This window comes from Kutzneria buriramensis (genome assembly GCF_003387475.1).
Classification (GTDB): Bacteria; Actinomycetota; Actinomycetes; order Mycobacteriales; family Pseudonocardiaceae; genus Kutzneria; species Kutzneria buriramensis.
The window spans coordinates 111,782-132,761 of record NZ_QUNO01000010.1 but is presented as its reverse complement, the minus strand read 5'-3'; the positions used below and the strand labels follow the sequence as shown (position 1 = coordinate 132,761).

27 protein-coding genes are annotated in these 20,980 nt (G+C 71.3%); 11 read left to right on the top strand and 16 right to left on the bottom strand.

The features are described from left to right. Positions 1-11: 11 nt before the first annotated feature. Both BCF44_RS28340 and BCF44_RS28335 read left to right on the top strand, forming a co-directional pair. On the top strand, positions 12-752 hold the full coding sequence (locus BCF44_RS28340; RefSeq protein ID WP_246015648.1) for a M50 family metallopeptidase: 741 nt from the start codon (positions 12-14) through the stop codon (positions 750-752). Positions 753-757: 5 nt separating this feature from the next. Further along, the gene (locus BCF44_RS28335) at positions 758-1,810 is read left to right on the top strand and encodes an NAD(P)H-dependent flavin oxidoreductase (protein WP_116177715.1); all 1,053 of its coding nucleotides are present in this window, start codon (positions 758-760) and stop codon (positions 1,808-1,810) included. Here the strand turns inward: BCF44_RS28335 and BCF44_RS28330 are convergent. After that, positions 1,791-2,765 (bottom strand): zinc-binding dehydrogenase, encoded by a 975-nt coding sequence (locus tag BCF44_RS28330; protein ID WP_116177455.1) that lies wholly within the window; start codon positions 2,763-2,765, stop codon positions 1,791-1,793. The genes BCF44_RS28335 and BCF44_RS28330 overlap by 20 nt on opposite strands. 24 nt (positions 2,766-2,789) lie before the next feature. Between BCF44_RS28330 and BCF44_RS28325 the strand changes: the two genes are divergently transcribed. The 3 genes from BCF44_RS28325 to BCF44_RS28315 are packed head-to-tail and all read left to right on the top strand — an operon-like array spanning position 2,790 to position 3,778. Next, a complete protein-coding gene (locus BCF44_RS28325) occupies positions 2,790-3,038 on the top strand; it encodes a hypothetical protein (RefSeq protein WP_147328662.1) in 249 nt (82 codons plus the stop codon). A 9-nt stretch (positions 3,039-3,047) separates the two neighbouring features. Next, the gene (locus BCF44_RS28320) at positions 3,048-3,494 is read left to right on the top strand and encodes a guanyl-specific ribonuclease (RefSeq protein ID WP_116177453.1); all 447 of its coding nucleotides are present in this window, start codon (positions 3,048-3,050) and stop codon (positions 3,492-3,494) included. Positions 3,495-3,499: 5 nt separating this feature from the next. Beyond that, a complete protein-coding gene (locus BCF44_RS28315) occupies positions 3,500-3,778 on the top strand; it encodes a barstar family protein (RefSeq protein WP_116177452.1) in 279 nt (92 codons plus the stop codon). A 5-nt stretch (positions 3,779-3,783) separates the two neighbouring features. Here BCF44_RS28315 and BCF44_RS28310 read toward each other — a convergent pair whose 3' ends face one another. From BCF44_RS28310 to BCF44_RS58985, 12 genes are all read right to left on the bottom strand, one after another. Beyond that, the gene (locus BCF44_RS28310) at positions 3,784-4,557 is read right to left on the bottom strand and encodes an enoyl-CoA hydratase family protein (protein WP_116177451.1); all 774 of its coding nucleotides are present in this window, start codon (positions 4,555-4,557) and stop codon (positions 3,784-3,786) included. Between the two features lie 79 nt (positions 4,558-4,636). Beyond that, positions 4,637-5,263 carry a cyclase gene (locus BCF44_RS28305; protein WP_116177450.1) on the bottom strand — a complete coding sequence of 209 codons (627 nt, stop codon included), beginning with the start codon at positions 5,261-5,263 and terminating at the stop codon, positions 4,637-4,639. Positions 5,264-5,423: 160 nt separating this feature from the next. Beyond that, positions 5,424-6,158, bottom strand: coding sequence for a sirohydrochlorin chelatase (locus BCF44_RS28300; RefSeq protein ID WP_116177449.1), 735 nt, complete (start codon positions 6,156-6,158; stop codon positions 5,424-5,426). A gap of 1 nt (position 6,159) precedes the next feature. Beyond that, entirely contained in the window at positions 6,160-7,044 is an 885-nt protein-coding gene (locus BCF44_RS28295; protein ID WP_116177448.1) for an ABC transporter permease, read from the bottom strand. After that, the gene (locus tag BCF44_RS28290; RefSeq protein ID WP_116177447.1) at positions 7,031-7,816 is read right to left on the bottom strand and encodes an ABC transporter ATP-binding protein; all 786 of its coding nucleotides are present in this window, start codon (positions 7,814-7,816) and stop codon (positions 7,031-7,033) included. The genes BCF44_RS28295 and BCF44_RS28290 overlap by 14 nt, the downstream gene beginning before the upstream one ends. Before the next feature lie 45 nt (positions 7,817-7,861). Then, entirely contained in the window at positions 7,862-8,932 is a 1,071-nt protein-coding gene (locus BCF44_RS28285) for an ABC transporter substrate-binding protein (protein ID WP_116177446.1), read from the bottom strand. Between the two features lie 16 nt (positions 8,933-8,948). After that, positions 8,949-10,277: a sulfate adenylyltransferase subunit 1 gene (locus BCF44_RS28280; RefSeq protein WP_116177445.1), complete on the bottom strand. Its 1,329-nt coding sequence runs from the start codon at positions 10,275-10,277 to the stop codon at positions 8,949-8,951. Next, positions 10,278-11,219 carry a sulfate adenylyltransferase subunit CysD gene (cysD, locus tag BCF44_RS28275; RefSeq protein ID WP_246015646.1) on the bottom strand — a complete coding sequence of 314 codons (942 nt, stop codon included), beginning with the start codon at positions 11,217-11,219 and terminating at the stop codon, positions 10,278-10,280. It abuts the gene before it with no gap. Further along, the gene (locus BCF44_RS28270; RefSeq protein WP_116177444.1) at positions 11,212-11,898 is read right to left on the bottom strand and encodes a phosphoadenylyl-sulfate reductase; all 687 of its coding nucleotides are present in this window, start codon (positions 11,896-11,898) and stop codon (positions 11,212-11,214) included. The genes cysD and BCF44_RS28270 overlap by 8 nt, the downstream gene beginning before the upstream one ends. Then, positions 11,895-12,041 (bottom strand): Insertion element protein, encoded by a 147-nt coding sequence (locus BCF44_RS28265; protein WP_116177443.1) that lies wholly within the window; start codon positions 12,039-12,041, stop codon positions 11,895-11,897. The genes BCF44_RS28270 and BCF44_RS28265 overlap by 4 nt, the downstream gene beginning before the upstream one ends. Then, positions 12,038-13,720 (bottom strand): nitrite/sulfite reductase, encoded by a 1,683-nt coding sequence (locus BCF44_RS28260; RefSeq protein ID WP_116177442.1) that lies wholly within the window; start codon positions 13,718-13,720, stop codon positions 12,038-12,040. Before BCF44_RS28260 ends, BCF44_RS28265 begins: the two co-directional genes overlap by 4 nt. A 115-nt stretch (positions 13,721-13,835) precedes the next feature. After that, positions 13,836-13,925, bottom strand: coding sequence for a putative leader peptide (locus BCF44_RS58985; RefSeq protein WP_342775651.1), 90 nt, complete (start codon positions 13,923-13,925; stop codon positions 13,836-13,838). A 157-nt stretch (positions 13,926-14,082) separates the two neighbouring features. Here BCF44_RS58985 and hemW point away from each other — a divergent pair, with 157 nt between their 5' ends. After that, positions 14,083-15,297 (top strand): radical SAM family heme chaperone HemW, encoded by a 1,215-nt coding sequence (gene hemW, locus BCF44_RS28255; RefSeq protein WP_116177441.1) that lies wholly within the window; start codon positions 14,083-14,085, stop codon positions 15,295-15,297. Positions 15,298-15,358: 61 nt separating this feature from the next. Here the strand turns inward: hemW and BCF44_RS28250 are convergent, their stop codons facing one another. After that, positions 15,359-15,697 (bottom strand): type II toxin-antitoxin system PemK/MazF family toxin, encoded by a 339-nt coding sequence (locus BCF44_RS28250; RefSeq protein ID WP_211353265.1) that lies wholly within the window; start codon positions 15,695-15,697, stop codon positions 15,359-15,361. After that, positions 15,694-15,990 carry a hypothetical protein gene (locus BCF44_RS28245; RefSeq protein WP_116177439.1) on the bottom strand — a complete coding sequence of 99 codons (297 nt, stop codon included), beginning with the start codon at positions 15,988-15,990 and terminating at the stop codon, positions 15,694-15,696. The genes BCF44_RS28250 and BCF44_RS28245 overlap by 4 nt, the downstream gene beginning before the upstream one ends. A gap of 145 nt (positions 15,991-16,135) precedes the next feature. Between BCF44_RS28245 and hrcA the strand changes: the two genes are divergently transcribed. The 3 genes from hrcA to BCF44_RS28230 are packed head-to-tail and all read left to right on the top strand — an operon-like array spanning position 16,136 to position 19,110. Continuing rightward, positions 16,136-17,158 carry a heat-inducible transcriptional repressor HrcA gene (gene hrcA, locus BCF44_RS28240; protein ID WP_116177438.1) on the top strand — a complete coding sequence of 341 codons (1,023 nt, stop codon included), beginning with the start codon at positions 16,136-16,138 and terminating at the stop codon, positions 17,156-17,158. Between the two features lie 54 nt (positions 17,159-17,212). Then, positions 17,213-18,382: a molecular chaperone DnaJ gene (gene dnaJ, locus BCF44_RS28235; protein ID WP_116177437.1), complete on the top strand. Its 1,170-nt coding sequence runs from the start codon at positions 17,213-17,215 to the stop codon at positions 18,380-18,382. Then, entirely contained in the window at positions 18,379-19,110 is a 732-nt protein-coding gene (locus BCF44_RS28230; RefSeq protein ID WP_116177436.1) for a 16S rRNA (uracil(1498)-N(3))-methyltransferase, read from the top strand. Before dnaJ ends, BCF44_RS28230 begins: the two co-directional genes overlap by 4 nt. A gap of 212 nt (positions 19,111-19,322) precedes the next feature. Here the strand turns inward: BCF44_RS28230 and BCF44_RS28225 are convergent, their stop codons facing one another. After that, the gene (locus BCF44_RS28225; RefSeq protein WP_116177435.1) at positions 19,323-19,850 is read right to left on the bottom strand and encodes a hypothetical protein; all 528 of its coding nucleotides are present in this window, start codon (positions 19,848-19,850) and stop codon (positions 19,323-19,325) included. A gap of 71 nt (positions 19,851-19,921) precedes the next feature. Between BCF44_RS28225 and BCF44_RS28220 the strand changes: the two genes are divergently transcribed. Both BCF44_RS28220 and BCF44_RS28215 read left to right on the top strand, forming a co-directional pair. Next, the gene (locus BCF44_RS28220; protein ID WP_116177434.1) at positions 19,922-20,530 is read left to right on the top strand and encodes a TetR/AcrR family transcriptional regulator; all 609 of its coding nucleotides are present in this window, start codon (positions 19,922-19,924) and stop codon (positions 20,528-20,530) included. Then, entirely contained in the window at positions 20,527-20,877 is a 351-nt protein-coding gene (locus tag BCF44_RS28215; RefSeq protein WP_116177433.1) for an HIT domain-containing protein, read from the top strand. Before BCF44_RS28220 ends, BCF44_RS28215 begins: the two co-directional genes overlap by 4 nt. Positions 20,878-20,980: the final 103 nt, after the last annotated feature.

Sequence of the window (20,980 nt, the reverse complement as noted above, 5' to 3'; positions counted from 1 at the left end):
CCGGAGTCAACGTGATCGCGACTGGAGCGTCCACCATTGCGATGGACCTGAACGACGTGTGGAACCGGGTGCTCGGCGGCCAGCCGAGCCCGCAGTGGGAGCTGGTGCTGATCGCGGGCGCGGTGGCGCTGCTCGCGGTCCTGCCGTGGCGGGTGTGGCGGATCACCCGCAACGTCGTGACGATCGCCCACGAGGGCGGCCACGCCCTGGTCGCGGTGCTGACGGGCCGCCGGCTGACCGGCATCCAGCTGCACTCCGACACCTCGGGCCTGACCCTGACGAAGGGCCGGCCGCGCGGCCCCGGCATGGTGCTGACGGCGGCGGCCGGCTACGTGACGCCGTCGCTGCTGGGCCTGGGCGTCGCGGCGCTGCTCGGCGCGGGCAAGATCACCCTGCTGCTGTGGGTCACGATCGTGCTGCTCGCGGCCATGCTGGTGATGATCCGCAACGCCTTCGGTGTGCTGTCGGTGCTGGTCACGGGCGGCATCGTGTTCGCGGTCTCATGGTACGCCCCGAGCAACATCCAGGCGGTCTTCGGCTACGTGTTCGCCTGGTTCCTGCTGCTCGGCGGCGTCCGGCCGGTCTTCGAGCTGCAACGCAAGCGCTGGCGCGGCCGCGCCCCGGACTCGGACGCCGACCAGCTGGCCAAGATCACCGGCGTGGCCGGCGGCCTGTGGGTGACGCTGTTCGCGCTGGTGAGCATCGCCTCGCTGGTGATCGGCTCCACCCTGCTGCTGCCGGCACTACCGTGAGTGTGGTGATCGAGCAGCTGCGCGTTCCCGTGATCGTCGCCCCGATGGCGGGCGGCGGGTCCACCCCCGAACTGGTCGCCGCGGTCGTGGCCGCGGGCGGCTTCGGCTTCACCCCGGGCGGCTACCTGGCCGCCGAGGCGTTGGCCGAGCAGATCGTGCGGACCAGCGCACTCACCGACGGCCGGTACGGCGTCAACCTGTTCGTGCCGGGTACGAACGCCCGGCCCGACCTCGCCGACTACACCCGCCGGGTGGCGGCGGAGGCGGCGAAGGTGGGCGCCGAGCCGGGTGAACCCCGCTGGGAGGACGACCAGTACCCGGCCAAGCTGGAGATCGTGCTGGCCCAGCGGGTGCCGGTGGTGTCGTTCACGTTCGGGTTGCCGTCCGCGGCCGACGTGGGCCGGCTGCATGCAGCCGGCACGGAGATCGTCGCCACGGTGACGACGCCCGCCGAGGCCCAGCACGCGGCTCAGCTCGGCGTAGACGCGCTCGCGGTGCAGGGCTTCGAGGCCGGCGCGCACCGGGGCACGTTGACGGACGACGGTGTCTCGCCGGGCGGCGGCGAGGAGTTCGGCCTGCTGGCGCTGATCCGCCTGGTCACGGCCGTCACGGATCTGCCGGTGATCGCCGCCGGCGGTCTGGTGTACGGCGCGGACGTGGCGGCGGTGCTGACCGCCGGCGCGGTGGCCGCCCAGCTCGGCACGGCCTTCCTGCGCTGCCCCGAGGCCGGCACGTCCGCGACGCACCGCGCGGCGCTGGCCGCCGGTGGCCGGCGGACGGCGATCACCCGGGCCTTCACCGGCCGACCGGCCCGCGGCCTGGTCAACCGGTTCCTCACCGAGAACACGGCGGATGCTCCGGTCGGCTATCCGCAGGTGCACCACCTGACCCGGCCGATGCGCGCGGCGGCGGCCAAGGCAGGGGAGACGGACCTGGTGCACCTCTGGGCCGGCCAGACGTATTCGCTGGCCGACGAGGTGCCGGCGGCCGAACTGGTGGCCCGGCTGGACCAGGAGGCCAGGCAAGCAATAGAGAGAGTCAGTCGGCGTTTCGGCTGAGCACGATCTTGCCGGCCACGTCGCCGTCCAGCATCGCCTTGAGGCCCTCGGCGGCCCGCTCGAACGGGAGCTCCGCGCCGATCTGCGGGCGGACGCCGGCCAGGTCGCAGAACTCGAGCAGGTCGCCGAGCTCCTCGCGGGTGCCCATGGTCGAGCCGACCACCCGCAGCTGGAGGAAGAACAGCCGCTGGAGCTCGGCGGCCGAGGCGTCGCCGGTGGTGGCGCCGGAGATGACGACCACGCCGCCGGGCTTGAGCGACTTCATGCTGTGCGACCACGTGGCCTTGCCGACGGTCTCGAACACGCCGTCCACCCGCTCGGGCAGCCGCGCGCCGGACTCGAACGCCTCGTGGGCGCCGAGCTGCTTGGCCAGGGCGCGCTTCTCCTCGCTGCGGCCGGTGACCCACACCCGGTACCCGGCGGCGACGCCGAGCTGGATCAGGGCGGTGGCCACGCCGCCGGAGGCGCCCTGCACGAGGATGGTCTGCCCCGGCCGCAGACCCGACTTCACGAACAGCATCCGGTACGCCGTGAGCCACGCCGTCCCCATGCACGCGGCCTCGGCGAAGGTCAGCCCCGCCGGCTTGGGCAGCGCGTTGCGCCGCGGCACGATGACCGTCTCGGCGAAGGTGCCCTGGTGCTTCTCGGTGAGCAGCGTCCGCTTGGGGTCCAGCGTCTCGTCGCCGCCCCAGTCCGGGTCGCCGATCACGGAGTGCAGCACCACCTCGGTGCCGTCCTCCAGCACGCCGGCCCCGTCGCAGCCCAGGATCATCGGGAACTGCTCGGGCTTGATGCCGACGCCGCGCAGCGTCCACAGGTCGTGCATGTTGAGGCTGGCGGCCCGCACGGACACGCTGACCCAGCCGGCCGGCGACGTCGGGGTCTCGCGCTCGCCGACCACCAGCGACGCGAGCGGGTCGGACGGGTTCGGCTCGGAGGCGTAGACGGCGAACATGCCCCGAACCTATACCCTGGGATGGTGTTCGACTGGATCGCCAACACCTGGGACGGCATCGAGCTGTGGGTCGCGCAGCTGTGGTTCCCGGTCCAGTTCGCCATGGTGATGGTGGTCCTGCTGCCGATCCTGCGGGCGGTGGCCTGGCTGATCGAACGGGTGGTGGACAAGCTGGCGGCCTGGCTGGCGCCGCGCTACCGGGCCGAGCCGACGCTGTGGGGCATCGAGGACAAGGAGCGGGCCGCCGAGGCGGACGCGCGACGCCCTTCGTAGGCTCACGGCGTGACATCGCGCCGACGCATCACCATCGCCCTGGTCGGCCTCGTCGTGCTGGTGCTCGGCGGCTGGCTGGCCAAGGACCTCACCAGCAGCGGCTCGGCCAGGCCCGCGACGACGACCTCGGTATCCGCGTCCTCGGGCACGGTGCCGGGCGCCTCCTCGGGCCTGCCGGTCAAACCGCTGTCCTCCCTGCCCAAGGAGGCGGCCGCGACGTGGAAGCTGATCCAGCAGGGCGGTCCCTACCCGTACCCGAACAACGACGGCGTGGTCTTCCACAACAACGGGAACGTGCTGCCGCGCAACAAGGACGGCTACTACCACGAGTACACGGTGGACACGCCGGGCGCGAAGAACCGCGCGACTCGGCGGCTGATCACCGGCTCCCAACGTGAGCTTTACTACACCGACGACCACTACGACTCGTTCGTCGTGGTGGACCCGACGAAGTGAGCGTCATGCGACACGTCCTGGACGGCACGGCCCTGCACGACCAGGCGTCCACGCTGGACGCCATCGCGGCGCTGCTGGACTTCCCCGACTACTTCGGCCGCAACCTGGACGCGCTGCGGGACTGCCTGGCCGACCTGTCCTGGCAGCCGGCCGGCGAGCACCTGCTGGTGTGGCAGCACCACGAGGTGCTGCGAGGCGACGACCCGACCGCGTACGAGCGGATCGTCGCCGTGCTCGGCCAGGCGGCCGAGGACAACGGCGACTTCCGCTATCAGTTGTCCTGAATAAATCAGTCTTGGGGCACCCAGTACGGCTTGCGCTTCTGCACGAAGGAAGCGATGCCCTCCTGGCCCTCCTCGCCGGCGAAGTGCTTGGCCGACAGCTCCAGCATGTCCTCGAAGTCCTGGCCCATGTCGCCGGTGCGCGGCTCGCGCAGCATCTCCTTGGTCGCCGCCAGCGCGTTCGGCGCGCCCAGCGCCAGCATGCCCGCGTAGCGGTCCACCTCGGCGTCCAGGCCGTCGGCCGGCACCGAGGCGTTGAGCAGGCCGATCCGCACGGCCCGGTCCGCGTCGAAGGTCTCGCCGGTGAGGAACAGCTCGTGCGCCGCCCGCGGCAGCAGCCGGGGCAGGACCGTCACGGAGATCACCGCCGGCACGACACCGATGCGCACCTCGGAGAACGCGAAGGTCGCCGTGTCCGCCGCGACGGCGATGTCACAGGCCGCCACGATGCCGACGCCGCCGGCCCGCGCCGGGCCGGCCAGCTTGGCCACCACCGGCTTCGGGCTGGTCCACAGCTGCTCCAGGATGGCCGGGAACTCGTTGACACCCTGCTGCTCGGTGCTGGCCCCGCCGGCTTCCTTGAGGTCCATGCCGGCGCAGAACACGCTGCCGGTGTGCGCGAGCACCACCACCCGCACGGCGTCGTCGGCGATCGCGGTCGTCAGGTGGTCGCGCAGCTCGCGCCGCAGCTGCGCGGACAGGGCGTTGCGGTTGTGCGGGGAGTCGAGGGTGATCGTCGCGATGCCGCGCCGCACCTCGTAGTGCACCAGCTCGTCAGCCATGCCCCGCACTCTAACCACACGAAAAAGCGTGTGCCCGGCCTCCGCACGATGGCCGGGCACACGCTGTATTCGGACTCCGTCAGCTACCGATGGTCGTGCTCGTCAGCGTCGGGGCCGGGCTGGGGAAGCAGCTGGTCGGGGCGTCGATCGGGAAGCCGAACACCGAGACCGTGGTGGTGAACTTCAGGCCGGCGTCGGTGAAGCTGGTGCCGGCCAGCGTGGTGGTGATCGTGCCGGAGTCGCCGGCGGTCAGGTTGAGCGTCAGGGCCGGCAGCTGGAACTGCGCGCCGCCGTTGATCGGCCCGGTCACCGAGGTGACGATGTTGTTGCCGACCTGGGCGACGCTCGCGCTGCCGATGCCCGAGCCGCCGGACAGGCTGAACGACACCAGGGTGGCGTTCGCCGGGATCGGCACGGCCAGGGTGAGGTTCTTGACCGACTTGACGCTGAACGAGCCGGCCTGGGTCGGCACGGTGTTCACCTCGGGAGCCAGCGTGATGGTCAGCGCGCCGCCGGGAGCCACCGTCGCGGGCGCGGTGGAGTCGACGTTCTGGGACAGGCTCGTGTTGGTCGTCTGCCCGGCCGCCTTGCCCTGACAGGAGTAGTTCACGGACTGGGTGTCGGCCGAGGCCACGCCGGCCAGCCCCAGCAGCGGCACGATCGCCAGGGCCGCACCGGCCAGCAGGCGTGAGCTGGTCTTGATCACGTGGAGCCACCTCGCTGTGGTTGCAGGGACAACGTGAAAAGTGTTTGCGCTCACAGCGTTACCCGCGGGTAACAGGGCGACAAGGGTTAACCGTTCACAGCGAAACCCGCTGTCGCACAAGACAAGTCACGCCGCGCCGGTTGGCCGGCGGGAACAACGATCAGGCCGATCGCGCGCCGATGGCGGCGGGCACTGCCGCCGAATAGCGCTGTAGCACCAGTTCCGCGACGTCGATGTCCGCGCCCAGCGGCTGAGCGATCGTCACGTCGGGTGCGGCCGAACGGGCCTGCGCGATGACCCGGTCCGGCAGTAGACCCGGTGCCAGGAACCAGGATCCGAGCGCGATGTGCTTGGCGCCGGCGGCCCGCAGCCGCTCGATCGCAGCCGGCACACCGGGATCCGCCGCTGCGGCGAACGCCGCTGTCGCACTGGCCCAGCCGGAGCCGCGCGCCCAGCGCCGTGCGACGGAATGCACGAGTGCGTTCGCCGGAGCGTGCGAAGATCCCGCCGCGGCAAGGACAACGCCCACTTCCGGGTCGTCATGGCGTACACCGGCCGCGGCCAAACGGCGCAGTGCGGCCGATTCCAGCCGCGGATCCGGCCCCAGCACGTCGGCGATGTGAATGGACAGTCGCGGGTGCCGCGCGGCTGCCGGCACGTCAACCTTTGCGTGGTAAGCACTTCCGAGCAGCAACGGCACCACGACCGCCTCCCGGTGTCCGTCCCACGCCACTGCCGACAACACGTCAGTCAATCGTGGCGCGGAAAGGTCCAGGAACGCCGCCCGCACGTCCAGGCCGGGCCGCAGCGCCCGCACGACGTCCAGTAGCTCGTGGACGGTCGCGGCGGAACGGGGATCCCGGCTGCCGTGGGCGACTGCGATCAGTGGTGTCACGTCAGAACGCTCCGCTCAGTCCACGCGCCCGCAGCACCGAGCGCTCCAGCGGGCGGAACACCAGCAGCTCGATGCCGATGCCCACGAGCAGGATCAGGAAGATCGCCGCGATCACGGTCGGCATGTCGCTGAGGTTGCGGCCCTCCTCGAGGAAGGCGCCCAGGCCCTTGCCCAGCTGCGGCGAGACCGCGATGATCTCGGCCGCCATCAGCGACCGCCAGGAGAACGCCCAGCCCTGCTTCAAACCGGCCAGATAGCCCGGCAGCGCGGCCGGCAGCAGGATGTGCCGCGCCGAGCCCAGCCGGGACGCGCCGAGCACGGTGCCCACCCGGGGCAGTATCGGCGGGATCTGGTCGATGCCGGCCACCAGGCCGTTGGCGATCGACGGCACGGAACCCATCAGCACCACGAAGTACACCGTGGACGGCGTCACGCCGAACCAGAGCACCGCGGCCGGCACCCAGGCCACCGACGGCAGGCTCTGCAACCCGGACAGCAGCGGCCCGATCGCCGCCCGCACGATCCGCACCTTGGCCACGATCAGGCCCAGCGGCGTGCCGATGAGCACGCCGGCGGCGAAGCCGAGAACCGCGCGGTGCACCGAGTTCCACAGCACGTCGAAGGCGACGCCGGTCTGCACGTTGTCGGTGATGACCTGCCACACCGCGGCCGGCGCGGGCAGTTGGTACTCCGGCCAGAACGCGGCTGCCCACAGCGCCTGCCACACCGCGATCAGCAGCACGATGGCGAGCACGGGCGGGGCCACCACGGCCGCCGCCCGTCGCCACGTGAACCGGCGTCGCCGCTCGGTCGGCGTGTCCAGCGCGTCCAGGCCGGCTTCGACCGCCGCGACGGACTCGTCGTCGACGACGTCAGGCTGCGGCATGGCTGCTGATCACCTCGCGCAGGCTCGTGTTGATCTCCTCGATCGCCGCGGCCTCGGCGCTCGGCTCCAGGTCGCCCACCTGCCACTCGCGCACCACACGGCCGGGACGCGAGGACAGCAGCACCACGCGCTGCCCCAGCCGGACCGCCTCGCGCACGTCGTGCGTCACGAACAGCACGGCGGTGTTGGTCGACCGCCACACCCGCAGCAGCTCGCCCTGCAACACGTCGCGGGTGATCGCGTCCAGCGCGGAGAACGGCTCGTCCATCAGCAGCAGCGCCGGCGAACCGTCCTGCGAGCCCTGCACCGCCGACGCCAGCGCGCGGGCCAGCGCGACGCGCTGCCGCATGCCGCCGGACAGCTCGTGCGGACGCTTGTCGCCGAGACCGCCCAGCCGCACCAGCTCCAGCAGCTCGCCGGCCCGCTCGCGGCGCTGCGTCCGCCGCACACCGGCGAACCGCAGCGCCAGCTCCACGTTGCGGGACGCGGTCAGCCACGGCATGAGCGCGGCCTCCTGGAACATCACCGCCGGGCGGGACGTGCTCAGCGCGATGTCGCCCGCCGTCGGCCGGTCCAGGCCGGCGACCAGGTTGAGCAGCGTCGTCTTGCCGCAGCCGGACGCGCCGAGCAGGCACACGAACTCGCCCGGCGCGACCGACAGGTCCACCCCCTCCAGCGCGGACACCGCGCCGCGGCCGGCGCCGAAGCTCTTGTGCACGCCGGTCAGTCGCACGGCAGTGGTCATGGCGGAGGTCTCCAACGTCGCGGTCATGTCCTCGCCTGCCTTAGGTCCGTCGCCTGCATCGAATCGGTCCGGTCACTTGTGGTCAAGGCCGGCGGCGTCCACCGTCGGCTTGCCCGCCGCCTGCAAGACCTTGTTCAGCACCGTGAAGTCGGCGAAGCCCTGCACGCTCGGCGCGGACTTGACCACGCCAGCGGTCACCTGGTCCTTGGCCAGCTGCGGGAACTGCGCCGCCAGCGGGTCCGTGGTGAGCAGGATCTGGCCCCAAGAGTCGTCGATCACGTTCTGCGCCAACGCCTTGCCGGTCAGCTTCTTGAGCTGGTTGTTGACCGCCGTCTCGGCGTCGGCCTTGTTCTGCTCGGCGTAGTCCACAGCGTCCAGCTCGCCCTTGAGCAGCGCCTGCACGGTGGCCGGGTGCTGCTGGAGGAACTCGGTGCGCACCACCAGCACGGTGGTCGGGAACTTGCCGTTCGGCCACAGGCTGCGCTCGTCCACCAGCACCTTCGCGCCGCCCTCGATGACCAGCCGCGACGACCACGGGGCCGGCGCCCAGGCCGCGTCGATGTTGCCCTTCTTGAACAGGTCGAGCGTGGTGGCGTTGTCGGCGTTGGTCACCTTGACGTCGCCTGCGCCGTCGCCGACCTTGAGGTTGTTGGCGGCCAACCACTTCTTCAGCGCGATGTCCTGAGTGTTGGCCAGCTGCGGGGTGGCCACCGTCTTGCCCTTGAGGTCGGCCGCCGAGGTGATGCCCGCGCGGACGACCAGCTGCGCGCCGCCGGAGGTGGCCCCGGCGACCAGCCGCACGCCCTGCCCGTCGGACTTGGAGAAGGCGTTGATGGCCGGGCCGGAGCCGATGAACGCGGCGTCCAGCGACTTGCCCAGCAGCGCGCCGACCTCGTCCGGACCGGCGTTGTACTGCTGGGTGGTCAGCTTGGTGCTGCCGAGCTCCTTGGCGAAGAAGCCCTTGTCCAGGCCGATCAGCGCGGCCGCGTGCGTGACGTTGGGGAAGTAGCCGAGGTGGATCTCGGCCGCCGGACCCTGGTCGGCCACGGCCGGGGTGGACGGGGTGTCGCCGCCGGCCCGGGAGCAGGCGGACAGCAGAGCTAACGCGGAGACTCCGGCGATCAGGGCGAGGGCTCTACGCATGGCGGTGGGTTGCCTTTCAGGGGCCGGGGGAGACGAGGTCTTGGGCGGCCGGATCGGCCTGGTCGAGCTCGGGCTGGTCGAGCTGGGAGAGCGGGGCGCCGACGAGACCGCCGGCGAGCGTGCTGCCGTCCGCGGGATCGATCACCAGGAACGCCCCGGTGCGCCGGCTGTCCGCATAGTCATCGATCGGCAGCGGCTCGGCGCTACGCACGACGACCCGACCGATATCATTTAGTGACAACGAATCCGGCTCGTCCACACTGGACAGAGTCTGCTCATCGAAGCGTGACCGCAACTCGGTGACCAAGGCCTGGACGGTGCGGGCCCCGTGCTTGACAAGCACGCGCGCGCCGGGTCGCAGCGGCTTGTCGCCGAGCCAGCACAGCGTCGCGTCGAACTCGTCGGACAGCCGCGGCGGGGCGGCGGCAGCGGCGATCAGGTCGCCCCGGGCGATGTCTAAGTCGTTGGCCAGCAACAATGTCACCGACTCGCCGGACTCGGCGGTCTGCTTCGGGCCGTGCGGCGAGTCGATTCCGGTCACCGTTGTCGAGATGCCCGACGGCAGCACCACGACCTCGTCGCCGACGCTGACCTGGCCGGCGGCGATCTGCCCCGCATAGCCGCGGTAGTCCGGAAAATCGGCCGTGCGCGGCCGGATCACGTACTGGACCGGGAACCGGAACGGCGCGTCCTCGGCGTCCGCGTGCACCGGCACCGTCTCCAGGTGCTCCAGCAGCGTCGGCCCCTCGTACCACGGGGTCTTGTCGCTGCGGTCCACCACGTTGTCGCCGACCAGCGCCGACACCGGGATGGTCACCACGTTCGACTCGGGGTAGCCCAGCTCCGCCGCGTGCGCGGAGAACTCCTTGGCAATGCGGCGATACGTCGGCTCGTCGTAACCGACGAGGTCGATCTTGTTCACGGCCAGCACCAGCTGCGGCACCCCCAGCAGCGCCAGCACCGCCGCGTGCCGGCGGGTCTGCTCGACCACGCCGTTGCGGGCGTCGACCAGCAGCACGCCCAGCTGTGCGGTGGACGCGCCGGTGACGGTGTTGCGGGTGTACTGCACGTGCCCCGGCGTGTCGGCGAGCACGAAGGACCGCTTCGGCGTGGCGAAGTACCGGTAGGCCACGTCGATGGTGATGCCCTGCTCCCGCTCCGAGCGCAGGCCGTCCACCAGCAGCGACAAGTCCGGAGTGGACAGTCCGCGGTCGGCGGAGGCGCGGTGCACGGCGTCCAGGGTGTCCGCCAGCACCGACTTGGTGTCGTAGAGCAGGCGTCCGACCAGCGTGGACTTCCCGTCGTCCACGCTGCCGGCCGTGGCCAACCTCAGCAACTGGCTCATTTAGAAGTAGCCCTCCCGCTTGCGATCCTCCATGGCGGCCTCGGACATCCGGTCGTCGGCGCGGGTCGCGCCGCGCTCGGTCAGCCGCGACGCGGCGACCTCCGCGATGACCTCGGCGATGGTGGCGGCGGTGGACTCCACGGCGCCCGTGCAGGAGCCGTCGCCCACGGTGCGATAACGCACGGTCTTGTTGATCAGCGTCTCACCGTCGCGGGGACCACCCCACGGACCCTCGGCGAGCCACATGCCGTCGCGCAGGTACACCTCGCGCTGGTGGGCGTAGTAGATCGCGGGCAGCTCGATGTTCTCGCGCTCGATGTAGTGCCAGACGTCCAGTTCGGTCCAGTTGGACAGCGGGAACACCCGCACGTGCTCGCCCGGGCGGTGCCGGCCGTTGTACAGGTTCCACAGCTCCGGCCGCTGCCGGCGCGGCTCCCACTGGCCGAAGGCGTTGCGCAGGCTGAAGATGCGCTCCTTGGCGCGGGCCCGTTCCTCGTCCCGGCGGCCGCCGCCGAACACCGCGTCGAACTTGTGCGCCGTGATGGAGTCCAGCAGCGGCACCGTCTGGAGCGGGTTGCGGGTGCCGTCCGGGCGCTCGGTGAGCCGGCCGTCGTCGATCCAGTCCTGGACGGCCGCGACCTCGAGCCGTAGCCCGTGCTGGGCCACCACCTTGTCCCGGAACTCGATGACCTCCGGGAAGTTGTGGCCGGTGTCCACGTGCAGCAGCGCGAACGGCACCGGCGCCGGCCAGAAGGCCTTGATCGCCAGGTGCAGCAGCAGCGTGGAGTCCTTGCCGCCGGAGAACAGGATCACCGGCCGGTCGAACTCGCCCGCCACCTCGCGGAAGATGTGGATAGCCTCTGACTCCAGCGCGTCCAGTGCGCCATCCGCTTGCAGGATGGGGCCGGCGTCGTCGCCGGCGATGGCAAGGGTTTCAGCCATGCAGACCACACTCCGTCTTGGACTGGCCGGCCCACCGGCCGCTGCGCGGGTCCGCGCCCGGCGCCGGCTTGGCCGTGCACGGCGCGCAGCCGATGGACAGATATCCCTCGCTCACCAACGGGTTCTCCAGAATGCCGTGATCGGCGATGTAGGCGTTGAACTCGTCGTCGGTCCACGCCGCGATCGGGTTGACCTTGACCAGCCCGTTGCGCTCGTCCCACTGCACGATCGGGGTGTTGGCCCGGGTCGGGGCGTCCACCCGGCGCACGCCGGTGACCCACGCGTCGTAGCGCGCCAACGTGTTCCGCAGCGGCACCACCTTGCGCAGGAAGCAGCAGCGGTCCGGCGCGGTCTGGTTGAGCAGCCCGAACTCCGCCTCCTGGTCGGCCACCGACTGCTCGGCCTGGGCGTTGACGATGGTCAGCTTCGGGTAGACCGTCGCCACCGCGTCCCGGGTGCCGATGGTCTCCGGGAAGTGGTAGCCGGTCTCCAGGAACAGCACGTCCACGTCCGGCTTCACCTGCGCGGCCAGGTCGATCAGCACCGCGTCCTGCATGTTGGACGCGACGATCCACGACTCGCCGAAGTTCTCCGCCGTCCAGGCCAGCGCCTGCGCGGCGGTCGCGTCGGCCAGCTCCGCCGACGCCTTCTCGGCTAACTCCCGGAGATCCGCGCTCACTTGGCCACCGCCAGTCCGACGAACTTCACGGTGAACACCCGGCAGCACGCGGCGCAGCGCCAGGCCGCGTGCGGCTCCTCCTCGGGACGCAGGTCCTCGTCCCCGCAGTACGGGCAGTACATGGGAACGGCCCGTTCGCTCATCGGAGATCCCCCTCCTCCGCGCGAGCGGCCCACTGCGCGAACCGCTCGCCCTCGGTGCGCTGCTCGACGAAGCGGCGCACCACCCGCTCCACGTAGTCGTTCAGCTCGGCCGCGGTCACCTTGTGGCCGCGCAGCTTGCGGCCGAAACCGGAGTCGAGGCCGAGGCCGCCGCCCAGGTGCACCTGGAAGCCCTCGCCCTGCGTGCCGTCCGCCTGCGTGACGATCATGCCCTTCAGGCCGATGTCCGCGGTCTGGATCCGGGCGCAGGAGTTGGGGCAGCCGTTGATGTGCACGGTCACCGGCACGTCCAGCTGCGAGTTGAGGTCGGCCAGCCGCTCCTCGAGCGCGGTGATCAGGTCGGCCGCGCGCTGCTTGGTCTCGACGATGGCCAGCTTGCAGAACTCGATGCCGGTGCAGGCCATCGTGGACCGCCGCCACGGCGACGGGTTGCTCTGCAGGCCCAGCTTGGCCAGGTCGGCGCTGAGTTGCTCCACGTCGCTCTCGGCGACGTCGAGCACGACCACCTTCTGGTGCGGCGTCAGGCGGACCCGGCCGGAGCCGGCCCGCTCGGCCGCCTTGGCCAGCTCGACCAGGATCGAGCCGGACACCCGGCCGGCGATCGGGGCCGCGCCGACGTAGCGCTTGCCGTCCTTCTGCTTGTGCACGCCGACGTGGTCGATCGGCACGGCCGGCGCCTCCGGCGCGGGGCCGTCGATCAGCGTGCGCTTGAGGTACTCGGTCTCCAGCACCTCGCGGAAGCGCTCCGGGCCCCAGTCGGCGACCAGGAACTTGATGCGGGCGCGGTGGCGCAGCCGGCGGTAGCCGTAGTCGCGGAAGACGCTGACCACGCCCTCCCACACGTCTGGCACCTCCTCGAGCGGCACCCACGCGCCGAGGCGCTTGCCCAGCATCGGGTTCGTGGACAGGCCGCCGCCGACCCACAGGTCGAAGCCCGGGCCGTGCTCCGGGTGCTCGACACCGACGAAGGCGATGTCGTTGATCTCGTGCACGATGTCCTGCTGGCCCGAGATGGCCGACTTGAACTTGCGCGGCAGGTTGGAGTACTTCGGGTCGCCGATGTAGCGGCGGTTGATCTCCTCGATGGCCCAGGTGCCGTCGATGATCTCGTCGGCCGAGATGCCGGCGACCGGTGAGCCGAGCACCACGCGCGGGCAGTCGCCGCACGCCTCCGTGGTGGACAGGCCGACGGCCTCCAGCTTCTGCCAGATGGCCGGCACGTCCTCGATCCGGATCCAGTGGTACTGGATGTTCTGCCGGTCGGTGATGTCCGCGGTGTCGCGCGCGTACAGCTCGCCGATCTCGCCGATCACCCGCAGCTGCTCGGTGGTGAGCGCGCCGCCGTCGATCCGGACCCGCATCATGAAGTAGCGGTCGTCCAGCTCCTCCGGCTCCAGCACGGCGGTGCGGCCGCCGTCGATGCCCGGCTTGCGCTGCGTGTACAGCCCGTACCACCGGAAGCGGCCCCGCAGGTCGGCCGGGTCGATGGAGTCGAAGCCGCCGTGCGCGTAGATGTTCTCGATGCGCGCGCGGACGTTGAGCGGGTTGTCGTCCTTCTTGCTGCGCTCGTTCGGGTTGAGCGGCTCGCGGTAGCCAAGGGCCCACTGCCCCTCGCCCCGGCGTGCGTGACCGCGCTTCGGGGGTGCTGCTGGGGGGACCATGCTGGCGTCCTCCGGGGTTCAGGGCACGGGGCACGCTGAACGAGGTCCCGGATGTGGTGGGGGACGCTTCGCCGGCGTGACCCGCGCCGGCGAGGATCGTGCGAACGGCTACGGGCTACGTGACGGAGAGCCCGCACATCGCGCTGGAGACACGCTGGAAGTCGACGTGGCGGCGGACCACGAGACGAAGTTCCAGCGCAGACATGTTTCCTAGCGTGCCACGCGTCCACGGTGTGGTCCACCGCCAACCGGATGGTGGGACGTGGTTCACGAACCGCCTGGTGGAGTGCTATATAGCGGGTTCCGACATATGACCGCTGGTGACATTTCGGTCGCCGTGCGTCGTCGGGGAGACTGGGGGTGTGCCCTCAGCTCTGCCCGTAGCCGATCCCGCCCCCGCCGACGGCTCGCTGCCCGCGTCCGCCCTGGACGGCCTCGGCAGCCGCCCGTTCGGAATGTACGTACATGTTCCGTTCTGCGCCGTGCGCTGCGGCTACTGCGATTTCAACACCTACACGCCGGGGGAGCTGGGGACTTCCGCCTCTCCCCAGAGCTGGCTGGAGGGGCTGCGCCGGGAGCTGGACCTGGCGGCGTCCGTCCTGGGCGTTGCCCCGTTGGTTGATTCCGTCTTCGTCGGCGGCGGCACGCCGTCCATGCTCGGCGCCGACGGGTTGGGGGCCGTGCTGGACGCCGTCCGATCGTCCTTCGGGCTGGCACCCGACGCCGAGGTGACCACCGAGTCCAACCCGGAGTCGACGTCCCCGGAGTTCTTCGCGGGCATCCGTGACGCTGGTTACACCCGGGTGTCCCTCGGCATGCAGTCCGCCGCGCCGCACGTGCTCGCCGTGCTGGACCGCAAGCACACCTCCGGGCGTCCCGTGGCCGCCGCTCGCGAGGCGTTCGCCGCCGGCTTCGAGCACGTCAACCTCGACCTGATCTACGGCACGCCGGGGGAGCGGCCCTCGGACCTCTCGGCGTCGCTGGACGCCGTGCTGTCCGCCGGCGTCGACCACGTGTCGGCGTATGCGCTGATCGTCGAGGACGGCACCGCCCTCGCGCGGCGGGTCAAGCGTGGCGAGCTGCCCGCCCCCGACGACGACGTGCTCGCCACGTACTACGAGATGGTCGACGCCGCCCTCTCGGCGGCCGGCCTGCACTGGTACGAGGTGTCCAACTGGGCGCTCGCCGGGGCCGAGTGCCGGCACAACATCGGCTACTGGCAGGGCGGCGACTGGTGGGGCGCCGGTCCCGGGGCACACAGCCATGTCGGCGGCGTGCGGTGGTGGAACGTCAAACACCCCGCCAAGTACGCCGCCGAGCTCGTTGCCGGCCGTTCACCCGCTGCCGGCCGCGAGACCCTGTCGGCGGAGGACCGTCGCGTGGAACGCGTCCTGCTGGAGCTCCGCCTCGCCACCGGCCTCCCGTCCGACGCCCTGGACCCCGCCGGCCTCTCCGCCGCCGGGGATTGCGCCGCCGACGGCCTCCTCGACCCCGCCCAGCTGGCCGAAGGCCGCTGCGTCCTCACCCCCCGTGGCCGCCTCCTCGCCGACGCCGTTGTCCACCGCCTCCTCCCCTGAACCCCCGCGAGTCACGCTCACAGACACACCGAATGTCGGTTTCAGACAGAAGATCGATGCTTCACAGCGCCAGCGCGTTGCGGAGGGCCTGATTGACCTTCGACATCGTGGCCTGCCGGAGCGCCCCCATGTCGCGAGTCACCTCGTCGCGGTAGACGGTCACCAGGTCGTCGCACAGGACATGGCCGGTCCATGGCGCGTCCGCGGCCCCCAGTTCGACGATCGTGTCCAGCGACGGCTTGGGCGAGGTCGTGAGGCGCACGGCGAGGAAGCTGTCGAGCACGTGATTGCGCTGGTTGTTCGACACCGCCAGGTAGTACTTCTCCGGCAGGGCACCGAGTTCCGCCCCGTACACCCGTCCACGGACGATCCGCGACACGCCACCGTGCGTCCGGGTCACTCGTCACCCCAACTGGCGATCTGCCGCCGGCGGGCAGTCCGGATCTCCTGCTCGTCACCGGCGTCCCACGACGCCTGAAGTTCCCGGTAGCCGTCCTCGCGGGCCCGTTCCCGGACGGCGTCGATGCCGAGGACCAGCAGCGCGTGGAGCAGGGCGGCCTTCGATTCCCCGACCTCGTCGGACAGCTGCTCCAATGCCCGTCTCTCCAGGCTGGAACTCTGCGAGAGGCGTTCCAGCACCGCCAGGTCGTCGTCGGTGAGCGGGATGCTTTCCCGTCGTGCCGCAGCCGTCATGGCATAATTATGCCGCATGATCTGCGGCAGGTATCTGCCCGAGTAAGGCCGAGCTGCGATGTAGGCAACGGGTGACCTTTGAGTCGGCCCCGCTCCGTAAACTTGTCGTGAGCACACTTGTCGACCGGCCCGGAGGTGACGCCGCGTGAACGCTGATGAGCGCCGCTTCGAGGTGTTGCGCGCGATCGTCGCCGACTACGTCTCCAACCAGGAGCCGGTCGGATCGAAGGCGCTCGTGGAGCGGCACAACCTCGGCGTGTCCAGCGCGACGGTGCGCAACGACATGGCGGTGCTCGAGGAGGACGGCTACATCACGCAGCCGCACACCAGCGCGGGGCGGGTGCCGACGGACAAGGGCTACCGGCTGTTCGTGGACCGGATCAGCGAGGTGAAGCCGCTGTCGCCGGCGGAGCGCCGCGCGATCCACAGCTTCCTGGAGGGCGCGGTCGACCTGGACGACGTGCTGCGGCGCAGCGTCCGGCTGCTCGCCCAGCTGACCCGCCAGGTGGCGGTGATCCAGTACCCGACGCTGACCCGCTCCACGGTCCGCCACCTGGAAGTGGTGCAGCTCACGCCGGCCCGCCTGATGCTGGTGCTGATCACCGACGCCGGCCGGGTCGACCAGCGCATGGTCGACCTGGGCGACGTGATCGACGAGGAGGGCACGGCGCAGATCCGGGCCCTGCTGAACACGGCGATGTGCGGCCGCCGCCTGGCGGACGCCTCGGCGCGGGTGGCGGAGCTGCCCACGCAGGTGCCGGCGGAGCTGCGCAACGCCGTCCTGCGGGTGTCCACCGTCCTGGTGGAGACGCTGGTCGAGCACCCCGAGGAGCGCCTGCTGCTGGGTGGCACGGCGAACCTGACGCGCAACGTCGCCGACTTCCCGGGCTCGCTGCGCCAGGTGCTGGAGGCGCTGGAGGAGCAGGTGGTGGTGCTGCGGCTGCTGGCGGCGGTCAGCGACCCGGGCACGGTGACGGTGCGCATCGGCAACGAGAACGAGGCCGAGGACCTGCGCAGCACCTCCGTGGTGTCGATCGGATACGGCGGCAAGGGAACATTGCTCGGGGGCATGGGCGTTGTGGGGCCGACGAGGATGGACTACCCGGGCGCCATGGCGGCCGTGCACGCGGTCGCCAACTACGTGGGTGACATCCTGACCGGGCGCTAGCCCGGCTAGCTGACGGGCCGGGTCGGGGGATCCGGCAGGAGGACTGGAAACAAGGTGGCCAGGGACTATTACGGCACGCTGGGGGTCAGCCAGGACGCGACCCCCGAGGAGCTGAAGCGCGCGTACCGCAGGCTCGCGAGGGAACTGCACCCGGACGTGAACCCGGACGAGCAGGCGCAGGCGCGCTTCCGTGAGGTCACGGCCGCCTACGAGGTGCTGTCCGACCCGCAGAAGCGCAAGATCGTCGACCTCGGCGGGGACCCGCTGGGCGGCGGGGCCGGCGGTGGCGGCGGCGCCCGGATGGGCGATCCGTTCGGCGGCGCGGGCTTCGGCCTCGGCGACATCATGGACGCCTTCTTCGGCGCGGCCACGGGCGGCGGCGCCGGTCGCGGGCCGCGCAGCCGCGTGCAGCCGGGCTCGGACGCCCTGCTGCGCATGGAACTGAACCTGGAGGAGTGCCTCACCGGCGTCTCCCGCGAGATCACGGTGGACACCGCCGTGCTGTGCGACCAGTGCCAGGGCGGCGGCTGCGCCCCCGGCACGAAGACACAGCAGTGCGACACGTGTCACGGCCGCGGCGAGATCCAGTCGGTGCAGCGGTCCTTCCTGGGCCAGGTCGTCACGGCCCGCCCGTGCCCGGTGTGCCGCGGCTTCGGCGAGGTCATCCCGGAGCCGTGCCAGCAGTGCTCGGGTGACGGCCGCATCCGCGCCCGCCGCACGATCACCGTGCAGATCCCGGCCGGCGTGGCCGACGGCATGCGCGTGCGGCTGGCCAGCCAGGGCGAGGTCGGCCCCGGCGGCGGCCCCGCCGGCGACCTGTACGTCGAGGTGGACGAGCTGCCGCACGACACGTTCGAGCGGGAGGGCGCGAACCTGCACGGCACGCTGCGCATCCCGGTGACGACGGCGGCGCTGGGCGCGGTGCTCCAGCTGAAGACGCTGGACGGCACGGAGGAGCTGCGTATCGAGCCGGGCACGCAGCCGAACACGGAGCTGGTGCTGACCGGCCGTGGCATGCCGAAGCTGCGCTCCTCGGGCCGTGTGGACGGCCGCGGCGACATGTACGTGCACCTCCAGGTCGAGGTGCCCACGAAGCTGGACCCGAAGCAGGCGGAGCTGCTGCGCGAGCTGGCAGCGCTGCGGGGCGAGGAGGAGCCGGAGCTGGCGTCGACCAACGGTCGCGGCCACGGCCTGTTCTCGCGCCTGCGAAACTCCCGCCGGTGACGACACTGCCCGTATTCCTCGTCGACAGCCTGCCGACGGGGGACACCGGCGTGCTCGACGGTCCGGAGGGCCACCACGCGGCGTCCGTGCGGCGGCTGCGCGTCGGCGAGGAGCTCATGCTCGCCGACGGCCGCGGCGGCCGCGTGCGGTGCGCCATCGAGGCCGTGGAGAAGGACACCGTTCGGCTTGAAGTGCGTGAACGCACGCTGGAGCCGGCGCCGCAGCCGCGGGTCGTCGTCGCGCAGGCGTTGGTCAAGGGCGACCGTGGCGAGCTCGCAGTGGAACTGGCCACGGAGGCCGGCGTCGACGCGATCGTGCCGTGGCGGGCGTCCCGCTGTGTCGCCCGATGGGATGAAGGACCCCGCGGCGCGAAGGCCCTGGCCAAGTGGCGCAGCACGGTCCGGGAGGCGGCCAAGCAGTCCCGACGCGCCTGGGTGCCGGAGGTCGCCGAGCCCGTCAGCACGGCCGAGCTGGCGGCGCTGGTGGGCAAGGCGGCGAAGGCGATGGTCCTGCACGAGTCGGCGGCGGAACGGCTCCGAGATCTCCCGACGGACGGAGACCTCCTGCTCGTGGTGGGTCCCGAGGGCGGCATCAGCGACGAGGAGCTGGCGGTGCTGACCGACGCCGGCGCCGTCGCGGTGCGGCTGGGGCCGTCGGTGCTGCGCGCTTCTACCGCGGCGGCGGTCGCATTGGGAGCCATCGGGGCGCTGTCCACCCGATGGGGCTGACCAGAGCGATCAAGATGGCGTTGGCCGCAATCCGCTATGGCGCGCAGCCCTGAGCAGGGTCTACCCTTTGGCAACCAAGAATTTCCGACGTCCGAGCCGACGGATATTGGCCAGGATGTTGGTACCACCCGCCGGACACCTCCCCCCTCGGTCCGGCGGCGGCCGTGCCGTAGCGGAGTGACCCCCAGGCTCCGCTACGGCACGGCGTTTTTTTACGCCCTGGTGCGGGGAAACAGCGTGTAGCTGAAGGACCAGAGGAAGTCGACGCCCAGCACGACGGTCCAGAACCCCATGCCGCTGACCAGCTCGGCGCCGCGCGTCGGATCGAAGCCGGTGAGCGCGTAGCCGCCGCCGAGCAGGGCGATCACCGTCACCCACTCGACGGCCCGCCGGTAGAAGTCGACTCGCTGCTGACGGGCGTGGTCCCGGCCGCTGATCCTCGGCTTTGGCTCCCGAGCCAGCTTGCGCCGGACCCACCCGTCCATCGCGTGCAGGTGGTGCCGGCCGGAGACCACCACGATCCCGATGATGATCGCCCCCAGCACGTGCGCGATGTCCGCGGTGCCGCCGCGGGCCAGGTCGATGGCCCCGGCGACCAGCACGATCACGTAGCCCAATGGGGACAACGCCAGCAGCGCCGCGCCGGTTCGCGGCATCTTCAGCAGGTAGCGGGCGACCAGGCCGGCCAGCAGGAAGACGGCGAAGCCGACCTCCGAGCCGATGACGAGCGTGAGCAGCACGACCCCTCCCCCGTTCTGTCACGACTGTATTAGTACGACCGTATTTATATCACCTGTGTTAAAACGGTGTCGTGCCCAAGGTCGTCGATCACCAGGCCCGCCGCCGCGAACTGGCCGAAGCGGTCTGGCGGGTGATCAGCACCGACGGCGTGCACCACGCCTCGGTGCGCGCCGTCGCCGCCGAGTCCGGCTGGTCCACCGGCTCGCTGCGGCACTACTTCCCGACCCAGGACTCGCTGCTGGCCTTCGCCATGGAGCTGTTGGCCGACAAGGCCCGGGCGCGGCTCCAGGCCATCGACGACCAGGACACCCGCACCGTGCTGCGGCGGGTCGCCGAGGCGCTGCTGCCGGTCACCTCGGAGCACCGCGTCGAGGTCGAGGTGTGGCTCGCCCTGCTGGCCCGGGCCCAGGTCGACCCCGGCCTGCAACGGGCCGAGCGGGACAACCGCGACGCGCTGCTGGCGGTGCTGTCCGGGATGCTGTGGCGGGCCACCGCGCAGGGCGAGCTGTCCAGGGACCGCAACCCCGACCTGGAGGCCGTCCGCCTGCTGGCGGTGATCGACGGCATGACCCTGGCCTGCGTGTTCTCGCCGGAGCGGATCGGCTCCGACGACGCCGTCAGGGTGATCGACCGGCATCTGGACGACCTGCTGGGGCCGGCGTCTACCCTGCCGGCATGACCGCGGACTGCCTGTTCTGCAAGATCGTCGCCGGCGACATCCCGGCCACCGTCGTCCACGACGGGGCGCGCACCTTCGCGTTCCGCGACATCAACCCGCAGGCCAGGACGCACGTGCTGGTCGTGCCCAAGGAGCACCACGAGGGCGCCGCCGCGCTGGCCGCCGCCGACCCGCAGCTGCTGGCCGACGTGATCACCGCCGGCGCCGAGGTGGCCAAGGCCGAGGGCATCGCCGACAGCGGCTACCGGCTCGTGTTCAACACCGGCGACGACGCCGGCCGCACCGTGTTCCACGCGCACCTGCACGTGCTGGGCGGAGAACAATTGGGTCACTTCGGGAAGCTCTAAGGGGTCAACTCGAATGCGCGCTGTCGGTGCCCGCGACTAGCATCGGAAGGGCCAGCAGCAGTCCACCGACCGCGCACGACCGCGCAGGAAGCAGGCCCGAGGC